This is a genomic window from Serratia quinivorans, assembly GCF_052113645.1.
Classification (GTDB): domain Bacteria; phylum Pseudomonadota; class Gammaproteobacteria; order Enterobacterales; family Enterobacteriaceae; genus Serratia; species Serratia quinivorans_B.
Window position 1 is genome coordinate 1 of the sequence record NZ_JBIEIU010000007.1, and the last position, 17331, is coordinate 17331.

The window sequence follows — 17331 nt, forward strand, 5'->3', positions numbered from 1 at the left end:
CAGAAGTGAAACGCCGTAGCGCCGATGGTAGTGTGGGGTCTCCCCATGCGAGAGTAGGACACTGCCAGGCATCAAATAAAGTACAAAGCCTCATGCGAAAGCATGGGGCTTTTTACTTTGTCTGCTATAAATATTTGCTGTTATTTCGATCTATTTTCACGCCAGTCTTCAATACACATCACAAAAATCACGCTATATTCTTCGCCCGCTATTTGTTTTAATCGTTAACTGAGAATTAACAATTAAATTACATTTAAACGGCAGGACGCCGACTTTACTGTTTATCTGGCTCGGAGAATATAAAATGACAGAAGCAACTTCGGTGATTGAGGAAGGCGATGCCGCCCATTTGGCGGTCCAGGACAAAAAGAAACGTATTTTCGCTATTGTTGGGGCTTCATCGGGGAACCTGGTGGAGTGGTTTGATTTTTACGTCTACTCCTTCTGCTCTATCTACTTTGCCGCCTCGTTCTTCCCTGCCGGCAACAGCACCACTCAGTTGCTGCAAACGGCCGGTGTCTTCGCCGCAGGTTTCTTTATGCGCCCGATCGGCGGCTGGTTGTTCGGTTATATAGCCGATAAGCATGGCCGTAAAAACTCGATGTTGATCTCCGTTTGCATGATGTGCGCAGGATCGCTGGTGATCGCCTGTTTGCCGACTTATGAGTCAATCGGCAGTTGGGCACCGGTACTGCTGCTGGTTGCGCGTCTGTTCCAGGGCCTGTCGGTCGGCGGAGAGTATGGTACCAGCGCCACCTATATGAGTGAGGTGGCGATAAAGGGGCGGCGCGGTTTCTATGCCTCTTTCCAGTATGTCACGCTGATTGGTGGCCAACTGCTGGCGTTGCTGGTTCTGGTGGCTCTGCAGCAAATCCTCTCCTCGGAGGAACTTAAAGCCTGGGGCTGGCGTATTCCCTTCGCGATTGGCGCGGTATTGGCGGTGGTCGCGCTGTACCTGCGACGCTCACTGAATGAAACCTCCGATGCCAAAACCCGTAACCATAAGGACGCTGGTTCACTGAAAGGGCTGTGGAAGAACCGTAAAGCCTTCCTGATGGTGCTGGGCTTTACCGCCGGTGGCTCGCTGAGCTTTTATACTTTTACTACCTATATGCAAAAGTATCTGGTCAATACATCCGGGATGGATGCCAAACTGGCCAGCGGCATTATGACCGCCGCACTTTTCATCTACATGCTGCTGCAGCCGTTGGTCGGGGCATTGTCCGACAAGATTGGCCGCCGCAGTTCAATGCTGATCTTTGCCTCGTTTGCGACCTTGCTGACCGTTCCGATCTTGCTGACGCTAAAAAATGTCAGCAACCCTTACGCGGCCTTCGGTTTGATTGTGCTGGCGTTGTTTATCGTCAGTTTCTATACCTCGATCAGCGGGTTGTTGAAAGCTGAGATGTTCCCGCCGGAAGTGCGAGCGTTGGGCGTTGGTCTGTCTTATGCGGTGGCTAATGCAATGTTTGGCGGGTCAGCAGAATATGTCGCGCTGTCGCTGAAGTCGTTTGGCTTTGAGAATGCCTTCTTCTGGTATGTTTCCGGCATGTGTCTGCTGGCACTGATTGTTTCTCTCCGGTTGCATCGCAAGGGGAAAGAGATCCAACTGTAAATCAGCGGGTGGCGTGGTACAGGCTATAACCGGTAGCCGCGCCCGCCACATCCCAGGCAAAATCTTTCCAACTCCAGCCGGTGCCGCCTTCGCGACTGTCATACAGCTCTTTGGCGGCACCGAGCCCGATTGAAAACATCAGGCCAAAGCTGCGGCTGCGTGCCTCACTCCAGTTTTGATGATCGCCATAAGCAGCGCCGGCGGCGGCAAAGGCCGCGGAGGCGACAAAGTGTTGTGCCTTGTCTTTGCCGGTCCAGCTGTCGTTTGCCAGGTGGCTACAACCGCTGGTCAACAGTAAAAAGGGGAGCACAGCCAGGCAGCGGAGTGGGCGCATAATGAAAACATCCTGTTGTCATGACACATAAAAACCCCGGCATTGGCCGGGGTGAGACTGCTGACAAACATATAATGTTTGTCAGCAGGCGCTAAAGGTTTTGAAAATAAATCAGGAAAATCAATTTATTGATTTTCGGCTGATGACACAAAGGGGGAAAAACCACGCTTTTATCCCCCTTTGTCAACAATCAGACCCCGGCATTAGCCGGGGTCTGCTGTAGCTGAATTATAGCGGGATTACAGTATACGGCTAATCAACCGGTCGATACGGATACGGCGGAGTCGGCGGATCAGCTTACGTACTTTGATCGGATACTGCTGGATGCTTTGCAGTTCCAGGTAGTTACCCACCACGGTGGTATGAGTGCGAATGCACTCCAGCTCTTTGTGCCGTTGCTCACGCATCTCCTGCTTGGGATCGTGGATCAGAATGGCATTCTCCAGATCCAACCGCCAGGCGCGCGGGTTGAGGTTATTACCGGTGATCAACTGCCATTCGTCATCGACCCACATGCCTTTTAGGTGATAGCTGTTATCGCCGTCTTTCCACAGGCGAACAATCAACTGGCCGGTATCGACATAACGCTGCAGACGGCTGAGAAAGCGTCGCAGGTTGATTTCGTACAGGTAAGGCAGTGCGCCGATAATTTTGAATGGCTGATCTTCCGGAATATAGAAGTCATTGGCGGTTTTGTCGCCCACAATGATTTCCACCTGTTTGCCCTGGCGCAGCAGATAGATGATATTGCGCACCAGCAGGGCCGGCAGGTTGAAGTAAGGGGTGCACAGCGTCAGCTTCTGATCGGCGCAGGACATCAGGTGGTGAATGGTCTTATTCAGCACGCTTTGCTTGCCCAGCCCAACCAGCGGGGTTACCGCCAGTTCATCGTTGCCTGCTTTGTTGCGAAATTGATAGCCGGCCCGACGCAGACCGAAACGGAACAGGCGAGTTTCGTTTTTGATCTCTGGGCTCTTGGGACGATCGTCACGATCCAAACGTTGTACGGCACCGGCGGTCAGCAGGTGCTGTTTGATGTAATCGATCATGGTATCAGCCAAATCACCGTTGCTGATTAACTGGTAGCGATCGTAGCGGTATTTCTCATGCTGATGCAGATAAACGTCATTGATGCTGGCACCGCTGTAAATCACGGTCTCGTCGATCACAAAACCTTTCAGGTGCAACACGCCCAGGGCTTCGCGGGTATTGACCGGCACGCCGTATACCGGCACGGATAACCCTGGGTGCTGGTCTGCCATTGAGCAATACCAATCGGCGTTGGTATTGGCGGCCGCGGCGCCGATGCGCCCACGCTGGGCGCGATGCCAGTCGACCAGGATGCAAATCTCCAGCTCCGGACACCGCTGCTTTGCCTGATAAAGCGCGTTGAGAATATCGCGTCCGGCGTCGTCATGCTCCAGATACAGAGCGACCAGATAAATGCGTTGGGTGGCGTTAGCGATTAATTCCAGCAGCGTGGCACGGTAATCAGACGGTGTGTACAAAGTACGTACATCAGCTACCGTCTGGGGGAGTTTGGGCAGTTGTGCAAGGTGTTGTTGATGTTTGCTACGTTTAAATTTTGACAACATCACAGTGCGCTTCTTCTCTCATGATTAGATGGCCTGAACGCCAAATACGGGAAAATATTAAATCGAATAATCGGGCGATAATACCACTAGTTGCCCCGATTGTGCGTATGTTTTGGCGTTAAGTGGTGGATTCGTAGCGCATTGCGACGCAGGTCACTGCACTTCTTCCGCCTGCAGCGGCAGGGTCAAATTGACGATGCCATCCTCAAGCTGCACATCGATGCCAAAGCCCAACCGTTGCGCCAACGCGATCATTCCGCGGTTGTTTGGCATGGTGATCCCGGTCAGGCGGGTCAGCCCATGAGCGCGGGCATAGGCGATCATTTTTTCCAGCAGTTGACGCCCCAGACCCAGTCCTTTCAGATCAGATCGCACCAGTACGGCGAACTCCGCGTCGGTATTGTCCGGGTCGGACAGGGCGCGCGTTACGCCGATGATTTGTTCATCTCGCACCGCGACAAAAGCCATCTCCCGATCGTAGTCGATCTGCGTCATGTTAGCCAAATCGTCATGGGTAAACTCGTTGATCTCGCTGAAGTAGCGATAGTAGAGATCTTCCTTGGTCACGCGATCGATAAAGTGCTTCAGCGCAGGCTCGTCTTCCGGCAGGATCGGCCGGAACAGGCATTGCGAACCGTCTTTCAATCCGATGGTTTCTTCCAGCTCATGGGGGTAAGGACGGATTGCCAGCCGCGCCTGTGGATCACCTTCGAATGGCGCGAGCTGCATCGACACGTCGAGCAGGGTAAATTCGCTGCCGGAGGCCAGTACCGGATGGATGTCCAGCCGGGTGATTTCAGGGCAATCCAGGATCAGGTTGGATACCTGCACCAGCAAGCGGCTCAGTCCGGGAATGTCCAGCGGCCGCAGGGCACTGCGACCCCGGATCTTGCCTCCTTTTACCGCCTGCAATACCAGATAGCGCGCCAGCGCCATATTCAGCGGCGGCAATGCCACGGCGACCTGATTTTCCTGACGCCATTCGATACCGCCTTCACCCAGCATGATCAGCGGGCCAAAAATGGCATCTTGCTCTACCGCGATACGCAGTTCCTGTGCCCCGGCGCGGTTGGCCATGCTCTGTACCAGCAGGCCGTGAATGCGCGCTTGTGGATAGGTGCGCTTCACACGGTCGAGAATAGCCTCAGCGGCTCGCTGCACCTCGGTAGCGGTTCGCAAATAGAGCATCACGCCCTGAACTTCGGACTTGTGCGGGATATCGGGTGAGCGCAGTTTTAAGGCCACCGGATAGCCAATCTGCTCGGCAATATGCACCGCTTCGGCACTGTCCTCGGCAATCCAGGTGGGCAGGGTGGTCAGATCATAGGCCTTCAGAATCGATTGCACCTCGTGGGTGTCGAGCTGCGTAGCGCCTTCTGCCAGCGCCTGCTGAATCAATCGGTGGGCATCGGCGGTGTTGGCGGTCAGGCCGACCGGCAGCGCCGGGGTCTCTTTTAGCTGTTTCTGATTACGGCGATATTCCACCATATGCATGAATGCAGTTACCGCGCCTTCTGGTGTTCGGTAGGTTGGAATACCGGCTTCGGTAAACAACCGCCGGGCTTCCTGCGAAGAGTACTCGCCGCACCAGTTGGTGAGCAGCGTAACGCGTTTGCCGCGCGGGTGCTGCCGTACGGCCTCGATAATGCGTTCGGCGGTGAGCGTGCCTGGGGCTGCCGCGCTTGGGGCGTGGATCAACAGCAAGGCATCGTAGTCATGGCTGTCGAGCAACGTCTTGACCGCGGCCAAATAGCGTTGCGGTGTTGCGTCGTCACGCAGGTCAATCGGGTTGCCGGCACGGATAAATTCGGGCAACGTGTCGCCCAGTTGCGCCAGGGTCTCATCCTCCAACTGCGCCAATTTGCCGTTGCGTCCCAGTAATTCGTCCAATGCCATTGCCGCCGGTGCTGCGCCGTTGCTGACGATCATCAGCCGCTCTCCGCGCAAGGGGTGCATATGGCTCAGGGTCTCCACTGCCGAAAACAGCTCGTGGGTATCCTGTACGCGCAGCAAACCGGCCCGCTGGATTGCAGCATCATAAGCGGCATCCAGCCCTTGCTGGCTGTTGAGCAACAGTTGGGCCTGCTGACTGCGCCCACTCTTGACCACCAGAATCGGTTTGTTGCGCGAAGCGCTGCGCGAGGCGGATAAAAAGCGGCGTGCATCGCTGATATTTTCCAGATACAGCAGGATGGCGCTGGTTTTACTGTCGCGCGCCAGAAAATCCAGCAGATCGTCGACGTCAATATCCAGGCTGTCGCCCAGCGCGATAAAATAGGAAAAGCCGACTTCGCGTTGCTGCGCCCAGTCGAGAATGGTATTGGCCACTGCCGCTGACTGGGAAATAAACGCCAGCTTGCCCTTGAGGATCGGCACCGGTGAAAAACTGGCGTTAATGCCTTGCCAGGGGGCCAGCAGGCCGAGACTGTTGGGGCCCAGCAGGCGCATCGAATAACGCTGCGCGCAGGCTTTCAGCTCGGCGAACTGTTCCGGCGGGGAGGAGAGCACGATGGCGGTTTTGCAGCCGCGTTCACCCAACTCCTCAATCAATGCCAGGTTGCGTCGCGCATGGGTGCAGAGTATGGCCAGATCGGGGCTGAGCGGCAGGCTGGCGACGTCGGGGTAGGCCATGACCCCGCACACGGCCTTATAACGCGGCGTGACCGGCATCACCGGCCCATTGAAGCCCCCGGCCAGCAGGTTGCTCATCATCAGGTTGCCGGCGCGGCCAGGCTGCTGTGAAGCGCCGAGAACGGCAATCGATTTAGGACGTAAAAGCGCTTCTAACCCTCGCTGGCTCATGCACGACTCCTTTAGGCAACGTTACCGCCTGATTCTAGGCGTTTTGCGACGGCTTTGCTGTGACCGATGCCTCCGGGCGCGTAGGTTTCCCCGCCAGATACTGTTGACGGAAATAGCGAAAATGCTCGACCAGGCCGTCCGAGGCGGCCGTATCCCCGGCCTGTTGCAATAGCGCCGCCGCCACTTCCGCCGTGCAGTGCTGCTCGGTGCGGCTGGCTTCACGCAGTTGGTAATTGGAGGCCGCGGTTACGTTGAGCGAAAACACCGGGAACTGATTGAGGTACGGGCTTTTGCGGAACATCTTGCTCGCCTCGGTCCAGGTGCCGTCGAGCATGATAAACAACGGCGGTTTGCCGCCGGTGGGCAGTTCGCTGAATACCGGTCGCTCGGGCGCGGCGTAGGAAGCGGGAAACACCACGTAAGGTTGGCGTTCGGGATCGTTAATCGCCGCCAGCAGGGCCGGGTCGATTTCAGTGCGCGACCAAAGAAATGCCTGGGTGTTCGGCAGAATATCGGCGATCAGTCTGCCGGTATTGCTTGGCTTCAGCGGTTCTGCGCCAAACATGATCAGGCAAAAACGGCTGGTGGCCGGCTGCGGTTGGATGGTGTCGCACAGGCAATTTTTATGCGGCAGCAGGCAACCCTGACAACGCGCAATGCGGTTGCCGCGCGCCAGAAAAGGGCGGGTAGAGCGTTCCAGACGAAACTGGCGCAGGCGAAGTACGGCGTTGGCGGTCATAAACATCCCGGGGAAAACCGGTATTGTAACGCAGAAAAAAGCCCGACGGGAGCGTTCGGGCTGGTTTGCACTGCGGCGGTGTCAGCCACAATGGGCAACACCGCCTATACTTTCTGCGTTAAACTAGTTCATTGAGCCAGTTATCGAACGGCGTTTTTGGCATGGCGCCATTGAGCATATCGACCATTTTTCCGTCGCGGAACAACATGATGGTCGGAATGCTGCGGATGCGGAAACGGGTGCTCAGCTCCGGTTCGGCCTCGGTATTCACTTTGACGAAGCGGACTTTACCGGCGCGCTCTTCAGCAACGTCTTCGAAGATCGGCGCAAAGCTGACGCAGGGGCCACACCACGGCGCCCAAAAGTCGACCACGACCGGCAGGCCATCCTGCAGCAACTGATCCAGTGTCGCGGCGGTGGCGTTGATCACTTCACCGTCAAATAGCGCATGGCCGCAACGGCCGCATTTCGCGCCATCAGCCACTCGTTCTTCAGGCACGCGGTTGGTGGCATTACAAGCGGGACAAACTGTATTCATGATGACCTCGGAGACTGAGAAAGCACGACATACCGCATTCGGGTTGCGGAGATGTATCTTTAATGCTGCTTATTATCGTTAAAAGCGCAGCAATGAACAAAGAGGTTTGTTCAATGAATACGATAGTTGTTAGCTTTTAGCGCAAGTAGGTGGCTTAGCACCCCAACATCAGGTAATCTTCGCGCCCTGCGCGTTGGTGGAGAAGAAAATGAACGATTCATTTAGTGGCAAGAACGGTAAAGTTAAAGTGATGTACGTCCGCAGTGACGACGACAGCAACGGCGACGACCGTAACAAGAATAAGCGTCCGGCCGGCAAAGGCCGTCCGGCAGACGGTGCTCGCTCTTCGGGCCGTACCGGTCAGGACAAGCCGCGCGGTAATAACGATCGCCGTGGCTCTGGCACTGATTCCCGCCGCAGTGAAAGCGATCGTCCTCGCCGCCCAGCGCGCACTGAAGACCGTGGCGGTTACGATTCGCCGTGGAAAACCGTGTCTCGTGGTCCGGAAGAAGAGCCGGCGTTTGATCACGGCGGTATCAGCGGTAAAAGCTTTATCGATCCTGAACAACTGCGTCGCCAGCGTGCGGAAGAAACCCGCGTTTACGGCGAAAACGCCTGTCAGGCTCTGTTTGCCAGCCGTCCGGATGCTATCGTCCGTGCCTGGTTCGTGCAGTCTGTCACGCCACGTTTTCGTGAAGCACTGCGCTGGATGGCGGCGAACCGCAAAGCCTACCACGTGGTGGATGAAGAAGAGCTGGCCAAAGCGTCCGGCACCGAACACCACGGCGGCGTGTGCTTCCTGATTAAGAAACGTCAGGGTCTGGATGCGCAAACCTATCTGAAAGAAGCGCCGGCGAAAGACTGCGTGCTGGCATTGGAAGAAGTAGGCAACCCGCACAACCTGGGGGCTATCGTCCGCTCTTGCGCCCACTTTGGCGTGAACGGCGTTCTGTTGCAGGATCCGGCACTGCTGGAATCCGGTGCGGCGGTACGTACCGCAGAAGGCGGCGCGGAACACATCAAGGCGATCAACGCGGATGACTTCCTGTCGGTGCTGGATACCTTCCGCAAGGCGGGTTACGCCATCGTGACCACCTCGAGCCATAAAGGCACCCCGTTGGCGCAGGCTAAACTGCCGGCCAAAATGGTACTGGTATTGGGTCAGGAGCGTGACGGTCTGAGCGACAGCGCCTGGCAGCAGGGTGACATGAACGTGTCTATCGGCGGTACCGGCAAGGTGGAAAGCCTGAACGTATCGGTCGCGACCGGCATTTTGCTGGCTGACTGGTGGCGTCAAAACCAGGCTTAATACCCGTCGGCTGGCTGCAAAGGTATAGAGTCAGAATAAAAAACGGGCGCCTCTGGGCGCCCGTTTTGCGTTCTACGGCTTAGTGAGCGCCGCCGCCCCCACCGCCTGAGCTGAACGGCGGTTTCGCCACCCAGACCAGCGCCAGCAGGATCAGGAACACCCCAGCCGACAGCCAGAAGATCTCGTTGGCGGAGATAATCAGCCCCTGCGCGGTGATCTCATTGGCGATGTAGGCCGAAGCCTGCTGCTTGCTCATGCCAATTTGTTCCAACTGCCGGTACATATCTTGCGACTGCGGGCTGTAAGGATTCACAAACTCCGCCAGCTGCGAGTGATGCTGCGATTCGCGCTGTGTCCACAAGGTGGTGGTGATCGAAGTACCGATCGACCCCGCCAGCGTACGGGTAAAGTTCGACAGACTCGATGCCGCCGCCATACGTTCCGGCGGCAGGCCGGACAGCGTAATGGTGGTCAATGGCATAAAGAAGCAGGCGATGGCGAAGCCCTGGACAAACTGCGGCCAGGCCGAGGCGCCAAAGTCCATTCCCGGTTCAAAGGTATAGGCGCGCCAGTAGAAGCACACGGCATACATAATGAAACTGAAGGTCACCAGCCGGCGCATGTCGAGCCGGTTGCCGAACTTGCCGATGATCGGCGACAGCAATACCGGTATCAACCCGATAGGCGCCGAAGCCAGGCCCGCCCAGGTGGCGGTATAGCCATAAACCTCCTGCAGCAACTGCGGCAATAGCACAATGGCGCCGAAGTACAGCATATAGGCCAGGCTGATACACAGGCAGCCGACGGTAAAGTTGCGCGATTTGAACAGCGACAAATCCACCACCGGATGGTCATCCGTCAGTTCCCAGACTATCAGGAACAGCAGCGCCACCACCGCCACCACCGTCAGCACGATGATCTCGGTCGAGTTGAACCAGTCCAGCTCCTTACCCTGGTCGAGCATCACCTGCAGCGAGCCGATACCGACGATCAGCAGCACCAGACCGACGGTGTCGATCGGTTTGATCTCGGTTTTGGTTTCTCGGCCTTTCAGCGTCGACATCGCCACCAGGATCACCACGGCGCCAATCGGGATGTTGATGAAGAAGATCCAGCCCCAGTGATAGTTGTCACTGATATAACCGCCGAGGATAGGCCCGAAAATCGGCGCGACGATCACCGTCATCGACCATAACGCCAGGGCCATCGCTCGCTTGGCGGGCGGATAGTTGTTCAGCAACAGACTCTGCGACAGTGGGATCAACGGTCCCGCCACCACCCCCTGGATCACGCGGAAGAAAATCAGCATGCCCAGGCTGTTGGAAATGCCGCACAGCCAGGAAGCGAGCACGAAAAGTGCGGTCGACCAAAGGAACAGCCGCACTTCACCGACGCGCTTCGCCAGCCAGCCGGTGATCGGGATGGAAATGGCGTTCGCCACGCCAAACGAGGTGATCACCCAGGTTCCCTGCGAGTTGGAAGACCCGAGGTTACCCGCAATCGTTGGGATCGCCACGTTGGCAATGGTGGAGTCCAGCACCTGCATAAAGGTCGCCATGGCGAGCGCGACCGTCATCCAGGCAAGCTGAGCACCTTCAAGCGGTTTCTGTGCCAAGGTAGCCTCCCGCGCGCTTAACCGGCATTCGCATGGATCACGTCGGCGATCATTTGGTTAACCGGCGCCAGGTTCAACGCCAATGCGTCGCTCTGGTACAGCGGCTTGTCACGCACCACGTCAGACAGCACGCGGCCGTCCAGGTTGGTGGTGTCAACTTTAACCAATGTCGACAAACCGATACGCAGCGGATGATCGGCGATTTGCTTGGCGTCCAGCTCAATACGTACCGGCAGGCGCTGAACCACTTTGATCCAGTTACCGGTGGCGTTCTGTGCAGGCAGCAGAGAGAAGGCACTGCCGGTGCCCATATCGATACCGACCACTTTACCGTTATACACCACGTCATCACCGTAAATGTCGCTGACTACGGTAGCCGACTGGCCGATACGCATATTGGCGATTTGGGTTTCTTTGAAGTTGGCATCAACCCAGATGTGATCGGCGGGCACCACCGCCATCAGCGGGGAACCGGCGGCGATTTGCGCGCCAACCTGTACGCTGCGACGGGACACATAACCGGTGATCGGGCTGATGATTTTGGTACGCTGCAACGCCAGCCAGGCGTCACGCACCTGCGCTGCGGACTGCTGAATGGCCGGCTGTTGTTCCAGCGGCGTATTCAACACCATCGCCTGGTTAGCGTTGTATTGCTGCACCGCCACTTCCAACGCCGCTTTGGCGCTGTCGACCGCATCGCGAGCATGTTGCAGTTCTTCACGGCCGATAGCGTCAACGCTGCCAAGCACCACGCGGCGTTTCAAATCGCTTTCTGCCTTGCTCAGGTCAGACTTGCGCAGGGCAATGTTGGCCTGATACTGCTTGCTGTTGATGATCAGCTGGTGGGTCTGACGCACGCTATTGGCCAGGCCGGTTTTGGCGCGTTCAAGCGCCTGTTCGGCATCGGTCGGATCCAGGGTGACCAACACATCGCCCTGTTTCACATAGTCGGTATTGTCAAAGTTGACGCGGTTAACGCTGCCGTTCACCTGGGCCATGATCTGGACCTGGTTACCGGATACATAGGCGTCGTCGGTTTCCTGATGATGACGCAACACCAGGAACCAATACACTAAATATGCCACCCCAATAACGATGAAAATAACCGTCAGCAGCAGCAGCCAAAATTTACGCTGCTTCTTTTTGCCGACCGGTTGTTGCGGGTTTTGAGTCTCCGCGCTTGCGCTCATGGTGTTCTCCAAGCTCTCTATTTTATTATGCTTTTGAACCCGCAGCGGCCGGGGCCTGATAGCCACCACCCAGCGCACGGATCAGTCCTATCTTCGCCTGCAGCAAATTACTGCTGGCATTCAGTTCCGCCTGCTGCTGCTGCAAGAGCTGCGTTTGGCTGGTTAACAACTGGTCGCGCCCGATAATCCCTGCCTGGTATCGAGCGTTAGCGACGCGGTACACCTGCTGCATCGATTGGGACGCGGATGCCGCCTGCAGCTGCTGTTGCGCAGTGCTTTGTTGGACGGTGATGGCATCGGCGGTTTCCTGCACGGCATTCAGGATGGTTTGGTTATAGGATTCCACCGCCTGGTCATACAGCGCGGATTCCTCGCCCAGCTTGCTGCGCAGCGCACCGGCGTGGAAGATCGGCAATGAAATCGCCGGCATCACGTTCCAGGCCTGGCTGGCCGCTTCAAACAGATTCGGGCTGGTACCACTGGTGTTGGTGGTGGTCAGGCCGGCAAAGGCTGAAATGGTCAGGCTGGGGTAAAATTCTTTGCGGGCCGCGCTGACGCGTTGGTTATAGGATTCCACCAACTGACGTTGTGCGGCAATGTCCGGGCGTTTACCCAGCAGGTCGGCAGTCAGTTCACCTTTTGGCGCCATCAAATTACTGGCGGGCAGAGCTACCGGACGCAGGTGCTGCATCGCGTTCGGGCCAAGGCCGGCGAGGGCGGCCAACTGGTGTCTAAGTTGCTCAATCTGCGATTGCAACTGAAGGATCTGCTGCTTGGCGCCGTCGGCTTGCGCCTGGGTTTGTTGCGGAACATCAACGCCGGTGATGCCGGCTTTATATTGCTGTTGGCGCAGATCCGCCAGGCGCTGATTGTTGTCGACTTCCTGCTGCAGCAGTTTCTCCAGTGCGAAATTGCTCTGCAGCTGGTAATAGGCGGAAGCCACCGAGCTGGCGAGCGTCAACGCAGCCTGTTCCTGCTCGGCGCGGGCCGCATCGACCTGTGCCTTGGCGGCGTTAACCTGGTTGCGGTATTTGCCCCACCAATCGAACTCATAGGCCAGGTTCAGCCCCAGAGAGTTGGAGGTCTCGTAGATCGGTTGATGAGGATACCCCAGCCCCAGGTTCACGTTTTGCGGCACCTTCTGGCGGGTGCTGCTGGCGTTGAGATCCAGGTTCGGCCCGTTGGCGGCGCTGGCTTCACCCATCACGCTCTGGGCTTCGCGCACGCGTGCCGCGGCCTGTCGCAGCGTTGGGGAGCTTTGCAGCGTTTGCGTCATCAGCGTGTCGAGTTGTTGATCGTTAAGCGCACGCCACCACTGCGGGCTGACGTTCAACGAACTGACCTTCGGCTGTGAAAGCTGCAGAGTCTGCGGATCCATCAGAGTGGATTGCGGGGCAATATTATCGGTAGACGCACACCCGGCCAGCAAAAATACGGCGAACAGCGGGGTGAATCTCCAGTTAAATGGGGATCGCATAGTATGTACCTGAACAGAAATTATTGGGATAACTGTTCTGTAACTTCCATCTGGTCCATACGCGCCAATAGCTTGCGCGTCAGCTTTTCAAGCTGCTGCTGTTCGTCATCGTTCAGCGTGGACCACAGGAAATGCAGACACTTGTGCTGCGGCGGCAGCAATTGGTTGAGAAACTCTTCTCCCTGCGGCGTCATGTGCAGATGCAGGCAACGACGGTCATTGTCGCTTTCCCGGCGCTCAATCCAACCGCGCTTCTCCAGTTCATCGGCAATGCGCGTGGCATTGGTCCGTGATGAGCCCAGGGCACAGCTTAGCTCAGAAGGCTGGATGCTGTGGCTTTCCTGCGCATCCAGGGTAATCAGCGCCATAAACAATGTTTCGTTTATCCCTTGTGCTTTGAGCATTTTATTGCGGTTTTCCAGCAGCTTGCTTTGCATGTGCATACACAGCCGGGTCAGCAGGATTTCCTGATAAGGGAAATCTTTCTGACGCTTCGCGCGGAAATTAAGCATTTGTTCAATGGGAGCAAACGAGCTTTCCATAATTTTGGGCCTCATTAGTTTCGTTCGAGATAGTAACGATAGTGATTAATAATGTAAATGTTCAGCAGGGTGATTAATTTAGCAATTCGTGTCATTTGTCAGCAGATTGTCAATAAACCCCATTCAGAAAAAGGGTTAATGTGAAATGACGCACAAAATTAAAGGTTACCCTGACTGAAAGTCATAAATAATTTTAATGTAATGCCAAAGGATACCGCGCCAATCAGCGTGGACAAAATGATGCTTTTGCTTCGATAAAAGCACAGCCCCAGCGCGGCGAAACCGGCCAGGGTGGGCCACAGCTTGTCCGGTTCGCGCATCACCACCGGGGTGCTGGAAACCACCAACAGCGCGCAAATGGAAGCGATACCGATGCTGTCGAGCAACAGCGCGGTTTTGCCGCGTTTGATCCCCGGTTGCGCACGCGCGGGGGCCAAACGTAACGGTAAGTAGCGGAACAGATAATTAGCACAGCCGACCACCAGGCCGATCACCAGCACATCAGTGTTCATCAATGGCCTCCGCCGCAACGGGTTGGAACAGGGCGGCGATACAGCCGGCGCTGATACCGGCCAAAATAGCCACCGGGATGGAAAACAGCACCACGCCGAGCAAGGCACCGGCCAGTGACGCGGCGATAGTCAGGCTTTGCGGGCGTTTGAAGGCCGCCAGCAGGAAGCTGAGGAACAGTGCCGGTAACATAAACGACAGCGAAGCTTCGATCACCGGGAATTGCTCCAGCGGCCCATTGCCGAACACTGCGCCCAGCGCGGTGCCTGCGACCCAGGACAGCCAGGAAAACAGCGAGATGCCGAGCATCCAGTTCTCGCTCCAACTGCGGTTATTGCGCATCAATTTGGCGGTAGCGGCGGCGAAGACTTCATCGGTCAGGCCGAAAGCCCAGAGTGCGGTTTTACCGCCCGACATGCGCGAGACGATCCGGTGACGCAGAGCGGGGCCATACAGCAGATGCCGTATATCCATCGCCATCACGGTCAACGCGGAGACCCACAAAGACATGCCGGCACTCAGCAGGGCGGTGATCACGAACTGGCTGGCGCCCGCATAGATGATGCAGGAAAAGAAAATGCTCTCTAGCGGGGAAAACCCCAGCTTAACGGCGCTCAGGCCAAAAGCAAAAGCCACCGGCACATAGCCGATGACGATCGGTAAACTGTCGACGATGCCGTGGGTGAAGGTGGAACTGACGGCAGGGGGATTGATACTTTCTGCAGCTTGGCTTTGCATAATGTATTTGAATCGCAGGGTATATAGGGAACCAATAGTTTATGCCCAGAACATTACCAGAGAGTAAGTAATGTTTATACCCTGCGTCGCTAATAAATTTCTATTATGACTATTCGCTTGCTAATCAGATCGCCGCTGGTCCCTGGGGATCATGACGTTTGCCGCACCACCAGGTCAGCAGGTTAAGCAGGCACAAAACGCCCCCTGCGGCGGCCACGCCAGTCCAGCCTGCATGCTGATAGGCCGAGGCGGACAGCAGCGAGCCGAGGGCTCCCCCGATAAAATAGCTGGTCATGTAACCGGCCGTCAGGCGGTTGCGTGCTTCCGGCATAATGCGGTAAATCACGCTTTGGTTGGTGACGTGCACGGCTTGCACCGCCAGATCGAGGATCAGGATGCCGACGATCAATGCCCACAGCGATTGTTTAGCGAAAGCGATGGGTATCCACGACAGCAGCAGCAGCACCAATCCTACCGTGGTGGTTAACCCGGCCTTGCCCTGATCCGCCAAATGCCCAGCCCGGGAGGCCGCCAGAGCACCGGCGGCACCCACCAGCCCGAACAGGCCGATCACCCCTTCGGAATAACCAAAAGGCGGTGCCGCCAACAGGAAGGCCATCGAGGTCCAGAGCACGCTGAAGTTGGCAAATGACAGTGCACCGAGCACCGCGCGGGTACGCAGCAGCGGTGAACCGCCAAACAGGGTGAAAATGGATTTCAGCAGTTGGGGATAATTCAGCCCGGAGTGCTGTTTGTAACGCGGCAGCGCGCGCCACAAAATCAGCGCCATCAGGATCATCAGCACGCTGGCCACCCAGTAAATGGTGCGCCAGCCGCCGATCGACGCCAGTGCTCCGGCCACGGTGCGAGCCAACAGAATGCCGAGCAGCAGGCCACTCATGATGATGCCAACGGTTTTACCGCGTTTTTCCGGATGTGCCAGCGTGGCGGCCAAAGGCACCAGGATTTGCGCCACCACCGAGAACAACCCAGTGAGTGCGGTACCGAGGATCATCATCGGCAGCGTGGTGGAGCTGGCGGTGATCAGCATGCCCCCGGCGGCCAGCAACGTCATAAAGACGATCAGCCCACGGCGTTCAAACATATCGCCGAGCGGCACCAGCAGCAGCAGGCCGACGGCATAGCCCATCTGCGCGGCGGTGACGATAAAACCGGCCTGATTGACCGACAGCCCAAAGTTGTTGGCGATGGTTTCCAGCAGCGGCTGCGCATAGTAATTACTGGCTACGGCCAAACCGGTGGCGATGGCGATCAGTACAATCAGCGCCGGGCTGAGGCCCGGATGTGAATTTTGTTGGCTCATAAAATTTAATCACAAGAAAAAGTGGTGCAAGTATCGGGCAGGACGGCGGGTTAAACCAATGTATAATTTTCATCTGATCAATCTCATTTCGAGATAACTGAATGAACCTGAAACAGATCCGTTTTGCGCTGGCGGTGGCCGAAGAGCAGAGTTTTACCCGGGCGGCGCAGCGTTGCCATACGGTGCAATCGGCCCTCAGCCATCAGATCGCCAAACTGGAGGAAGAGCTGGGCTGCGCATTGTTTGAGCGCACCTCGCGCCGGGTCAGGCTGACGAACGCCGGGCAGGCATTTATTCAACCGGCACAGCGGCTGCTGGCGGCAAAACAGGCGCTGGTGGAAGAGGTGGTCGCCGCCAGCGGCGCGGTGTCCGGCACCCTGACCATTGGCACAATCTCCACCATAAACGCGATTGATCTGACCGAAAAACTGGGCAACTTTCACCGCCATTATCCCGGCGTGAACATTCGGCTGTACGTGGGAATGAGCGAGGAATTGCTGGAAGACGTACGTCAGCAAAAGACCGATGTGGCGTTTGTCGGCATCTGGCCGGGGGATATCGATATGCTGCCGGTATCCCACCGGCAGTTGACCGACGAGCCGCTGGTGGCGCTGGTGTCGCCACAACACCCGTTAGCGAGCCGGGAGCGTGTGAATTTGCATACCTTGTCGGAAGTGCCGCTGGTCGACTTCTACAGCGGGACCGGTGCCCGACGTCAGACCGACCGTGCGTTTCAGGCAGCGGGTATCAAGCGGCACGTCAATTTTGAGATCGATCATATCGAATGGCTGGAGAATTTGGTGCGGCGTGGGTTGGCGACAGGCATTGTGCCCATCTCGACGGCGCAGCGCCTGAGTGCGCTGGTGTCGATTCCCATAGAGGATGGTCCCCGGCGTCAGGTGTACTGCGTTTGGCCGCAGCCGCTACCCCGCACCGCCGAACGTTTTTTGCAGTTTAGCGGGATTGAAATCAGCGAATAGGGCGCGGCACAGCATGCCGCGCC

The 17331-nt window shown here is 56.9% G+C and carries 16 protein-coding genes; 4 read left to right on the top strand and 12 right to left on the bottom strand.

The genetic code is table 11. The features are described 5' to 3' along the window. Positions 1 to 221 (top strand): hypothetical protein (locus ACGS9J_RS14025; RefSeq protein WP_442231494.1); only part of this gene is annotated, 221 nt, incomplete at its 5' end. 83 nt (positions 222 to 304) lie between these two features. After that, positions 305 to 1615: an MFS family transporter gene (locus tag ACGS9J_RS14030; RefSeq protein ID WP_442231495.1), complete on the top strand. Its 1311-nt coding sequence runs from the start codon at positions 305 to 307 to the stop codon at positions 1613 to 1615. A gap of 1 nt (position 1616) precedes the next feature. Here ACGS9J_RS14030 and ACGS9J_RS14035 read toward each other — a convergent pair whose 3' ends face one another. The 5 genes from ACGS9J_RS14035 to trxC all read right to left on the bottom strand — a co-directional run bounded on the left by ACGS9J_RS14035 (position 1617) and on the right by trxC (position 7623). Next, complete coding sequence (locus tag ACGS9J_RS14035) at positions 1617 to 1949, bottom strand: YfiM family lipoprotein (RefSeq protein WP_442231496.1); 333 nt, start codon at positions 1947 to 1949, stop codon at positions 1617 to 1619. 239 nt (positions 1950 to 2188) lie between these two features. Then, on the bottom strand, positions 2189 to 3544 hold the full coding sequence (gene pssA / locus ACGS9J_RS14040) for a CDP-diacylglycerol--serine O-phosphatidyltransferase (RefSeq protein WP_442231497.1): 1356 nt from the start codon (positions 3542 to 3544) through the stop codon (positions 2189 to 2191). A 153-nt stretch (positions 3545 to 3697) separates the two neighbouring features. Then, positions 3698 to 6346, bottom strand: coding sequence for a bifunctional acetate--CoA ligase family protein/GNAT family N-acetyltransferase (locus ACGS9J_RS14045; RefSeq protein ID WP_442231498.1), 2649 nt, complete (start codon positions 6344 to 6346; stop codon positions 3698 to 3700). Positions 6347 to 6380: 34 nt separating this feature from the next. Next, complete coding sequence (locus tag ACGS9J_RS14050) at positions 6381 to 7085, bottom strand: tRNA-uridine aminocarboxypropyltransferase (protein ID WP_442231499.1); 705 nt, start codon at positions 7083 to 7085, stop codon at positions 6381 to 6383. A 118-nt stretch (positions 7086 to 7203) separates the two neighbouring features. Next, on the bottom strand, positions 7204 to 7623 hold the full coding sequence (gene trxC / locus ACGS9J_RS14055; protein WP_442231500.1) for a thioredoxin TrxC: 420 nt from the start codon (positions 7621 to 7623) through the stop codon (positions 7204 to 7206). 208 nt (positions 7624 to 7831) lie between these two features. Here trxC and ACGS9J_RS14060 point away from each other — a divergent pair, with 208 nt between their 5' ends. After that, the gene (locus ACGS9J_RS14060) at positions 7832 to 8932 is read left to right on the top strand and encodes a tRNA/rRNA methyltransferase (protein WP_442231501.1); all 1101 of its coding nucleotides are present in this window, start codon (positions 7832 to 7834) and stop codon (positions 8930 to 8932) included. 79 nt (positions 8933 to 9011) lie between these two features. Here the strand turns inward: ACGS9J_RS14060 and emrB are convergent, their stop codons facing one another. From emrB to ACGS9J_RS14095, 7 genes are all read right to left on the bottom strand, one after another. Then, entirely contained in the window at positions 9012 to 10547 is a 1536-nt protein-coding gene (emrB, locus tag ACGS9J_RS14065; RefSeq protein WP_442231502.1) for a multidrug efflux MFS transporter permease subunit EmrB, read from the bottom strand. 17 nt (positions 10548 to 10564) lie between these two features. After that, a complete protein-coding gene (gene emrA, locus ACGS9J_RS14070; RefSeq protein ID WP_442231503.1) occupies positions 10565 to 11737 on the bottom strand; it encodes a multidrug efflux MFS transporter periplasmic adaptor subunit EmrA in 1173 nt (390 codons plus the stop codon). Positions 11738 to 11762: 25 nt separating this feature from the next. Next, positions 11763 to 13214 carry an efflux transporter outer membrane subunit gene (locus ACGS9J_RS14075; protein ID WP_442231504.1) on the bottom strand — a complete coding sequence of 484 codons (1452 nt, stop codon included), beginning with the start codon at positions 13212 to 13214 and terminating at the stop codon, positions 11763 to 11765. Positions 13215 to 13234: 20 nt separating this feature from the next. Beyond that, complete coding sequence (gene mprA, locus ACGS9J_RS14080) at positions 13235 to 13756, bottom strand: transcriptional repressor MprA (protein ID WP_442231505.1); 522 nt, start codon at positions 13754 to 13756, stop codon at positions 13235 to 13237. 158 nt (positions 13757 to 13914) lie between these two features. Then, positions 13915 to 14268, bottom strand: a complete 354-nt coding sequence (gene ygaH, locus ACGS9J_RS14085) for an L-valine transporter subunit YgaH (RefSeq protein ID WP_442231506.1) — start codon at positions 14266 to 14268, stop codon at positions 13915 to 13917. Continuing rightward, positions 14258 to 15004 carry an AzlC family ABC transporter permease gene (locus ACGS9J_RS14090; RefSeq protein ID WP_442231507.1) on the bottom strand — a complete coding sequence of 249 codons (747 nt, stop codon included), beginning with the start codon at positions 15002 to 15004 and terminating at the stop codon, positions 14258 to 14260. Before ACGS9J_RS14090 ends, ygaH begins: the two co-directional genes overlap by 11 nt. Positions 15005 to 15128: 124 nt before the next feature. Continuing rightward, positions 15129 to 16328 (bottom strand): MFS transporter, encoded by a 1200-nt coding sequence (locus ACGS9J_RS14095; protein WP_442231508.1) that lies wholly within the window; start codon positions 16326 to 16328, stop codon positions 15129 to 15131. 101 nt (positions 16329 to 16429) lie between these two features. Between ACGS9J_RS14095 and ACGS9J_RS14100 the strand changes: the two genes are divergently transcribed. After that, a complete protein-coding gene (locus ACGS9J_RS14100; protein ID WP_442231509.1) occupies positions 16430 to 17308 on the top strand; it encodes a LysR family transcriptional regulator in 879 nt (292 codons plus the stop codon). Positions 17309 to 17331 lie beyond the last annotated feature (23 nt).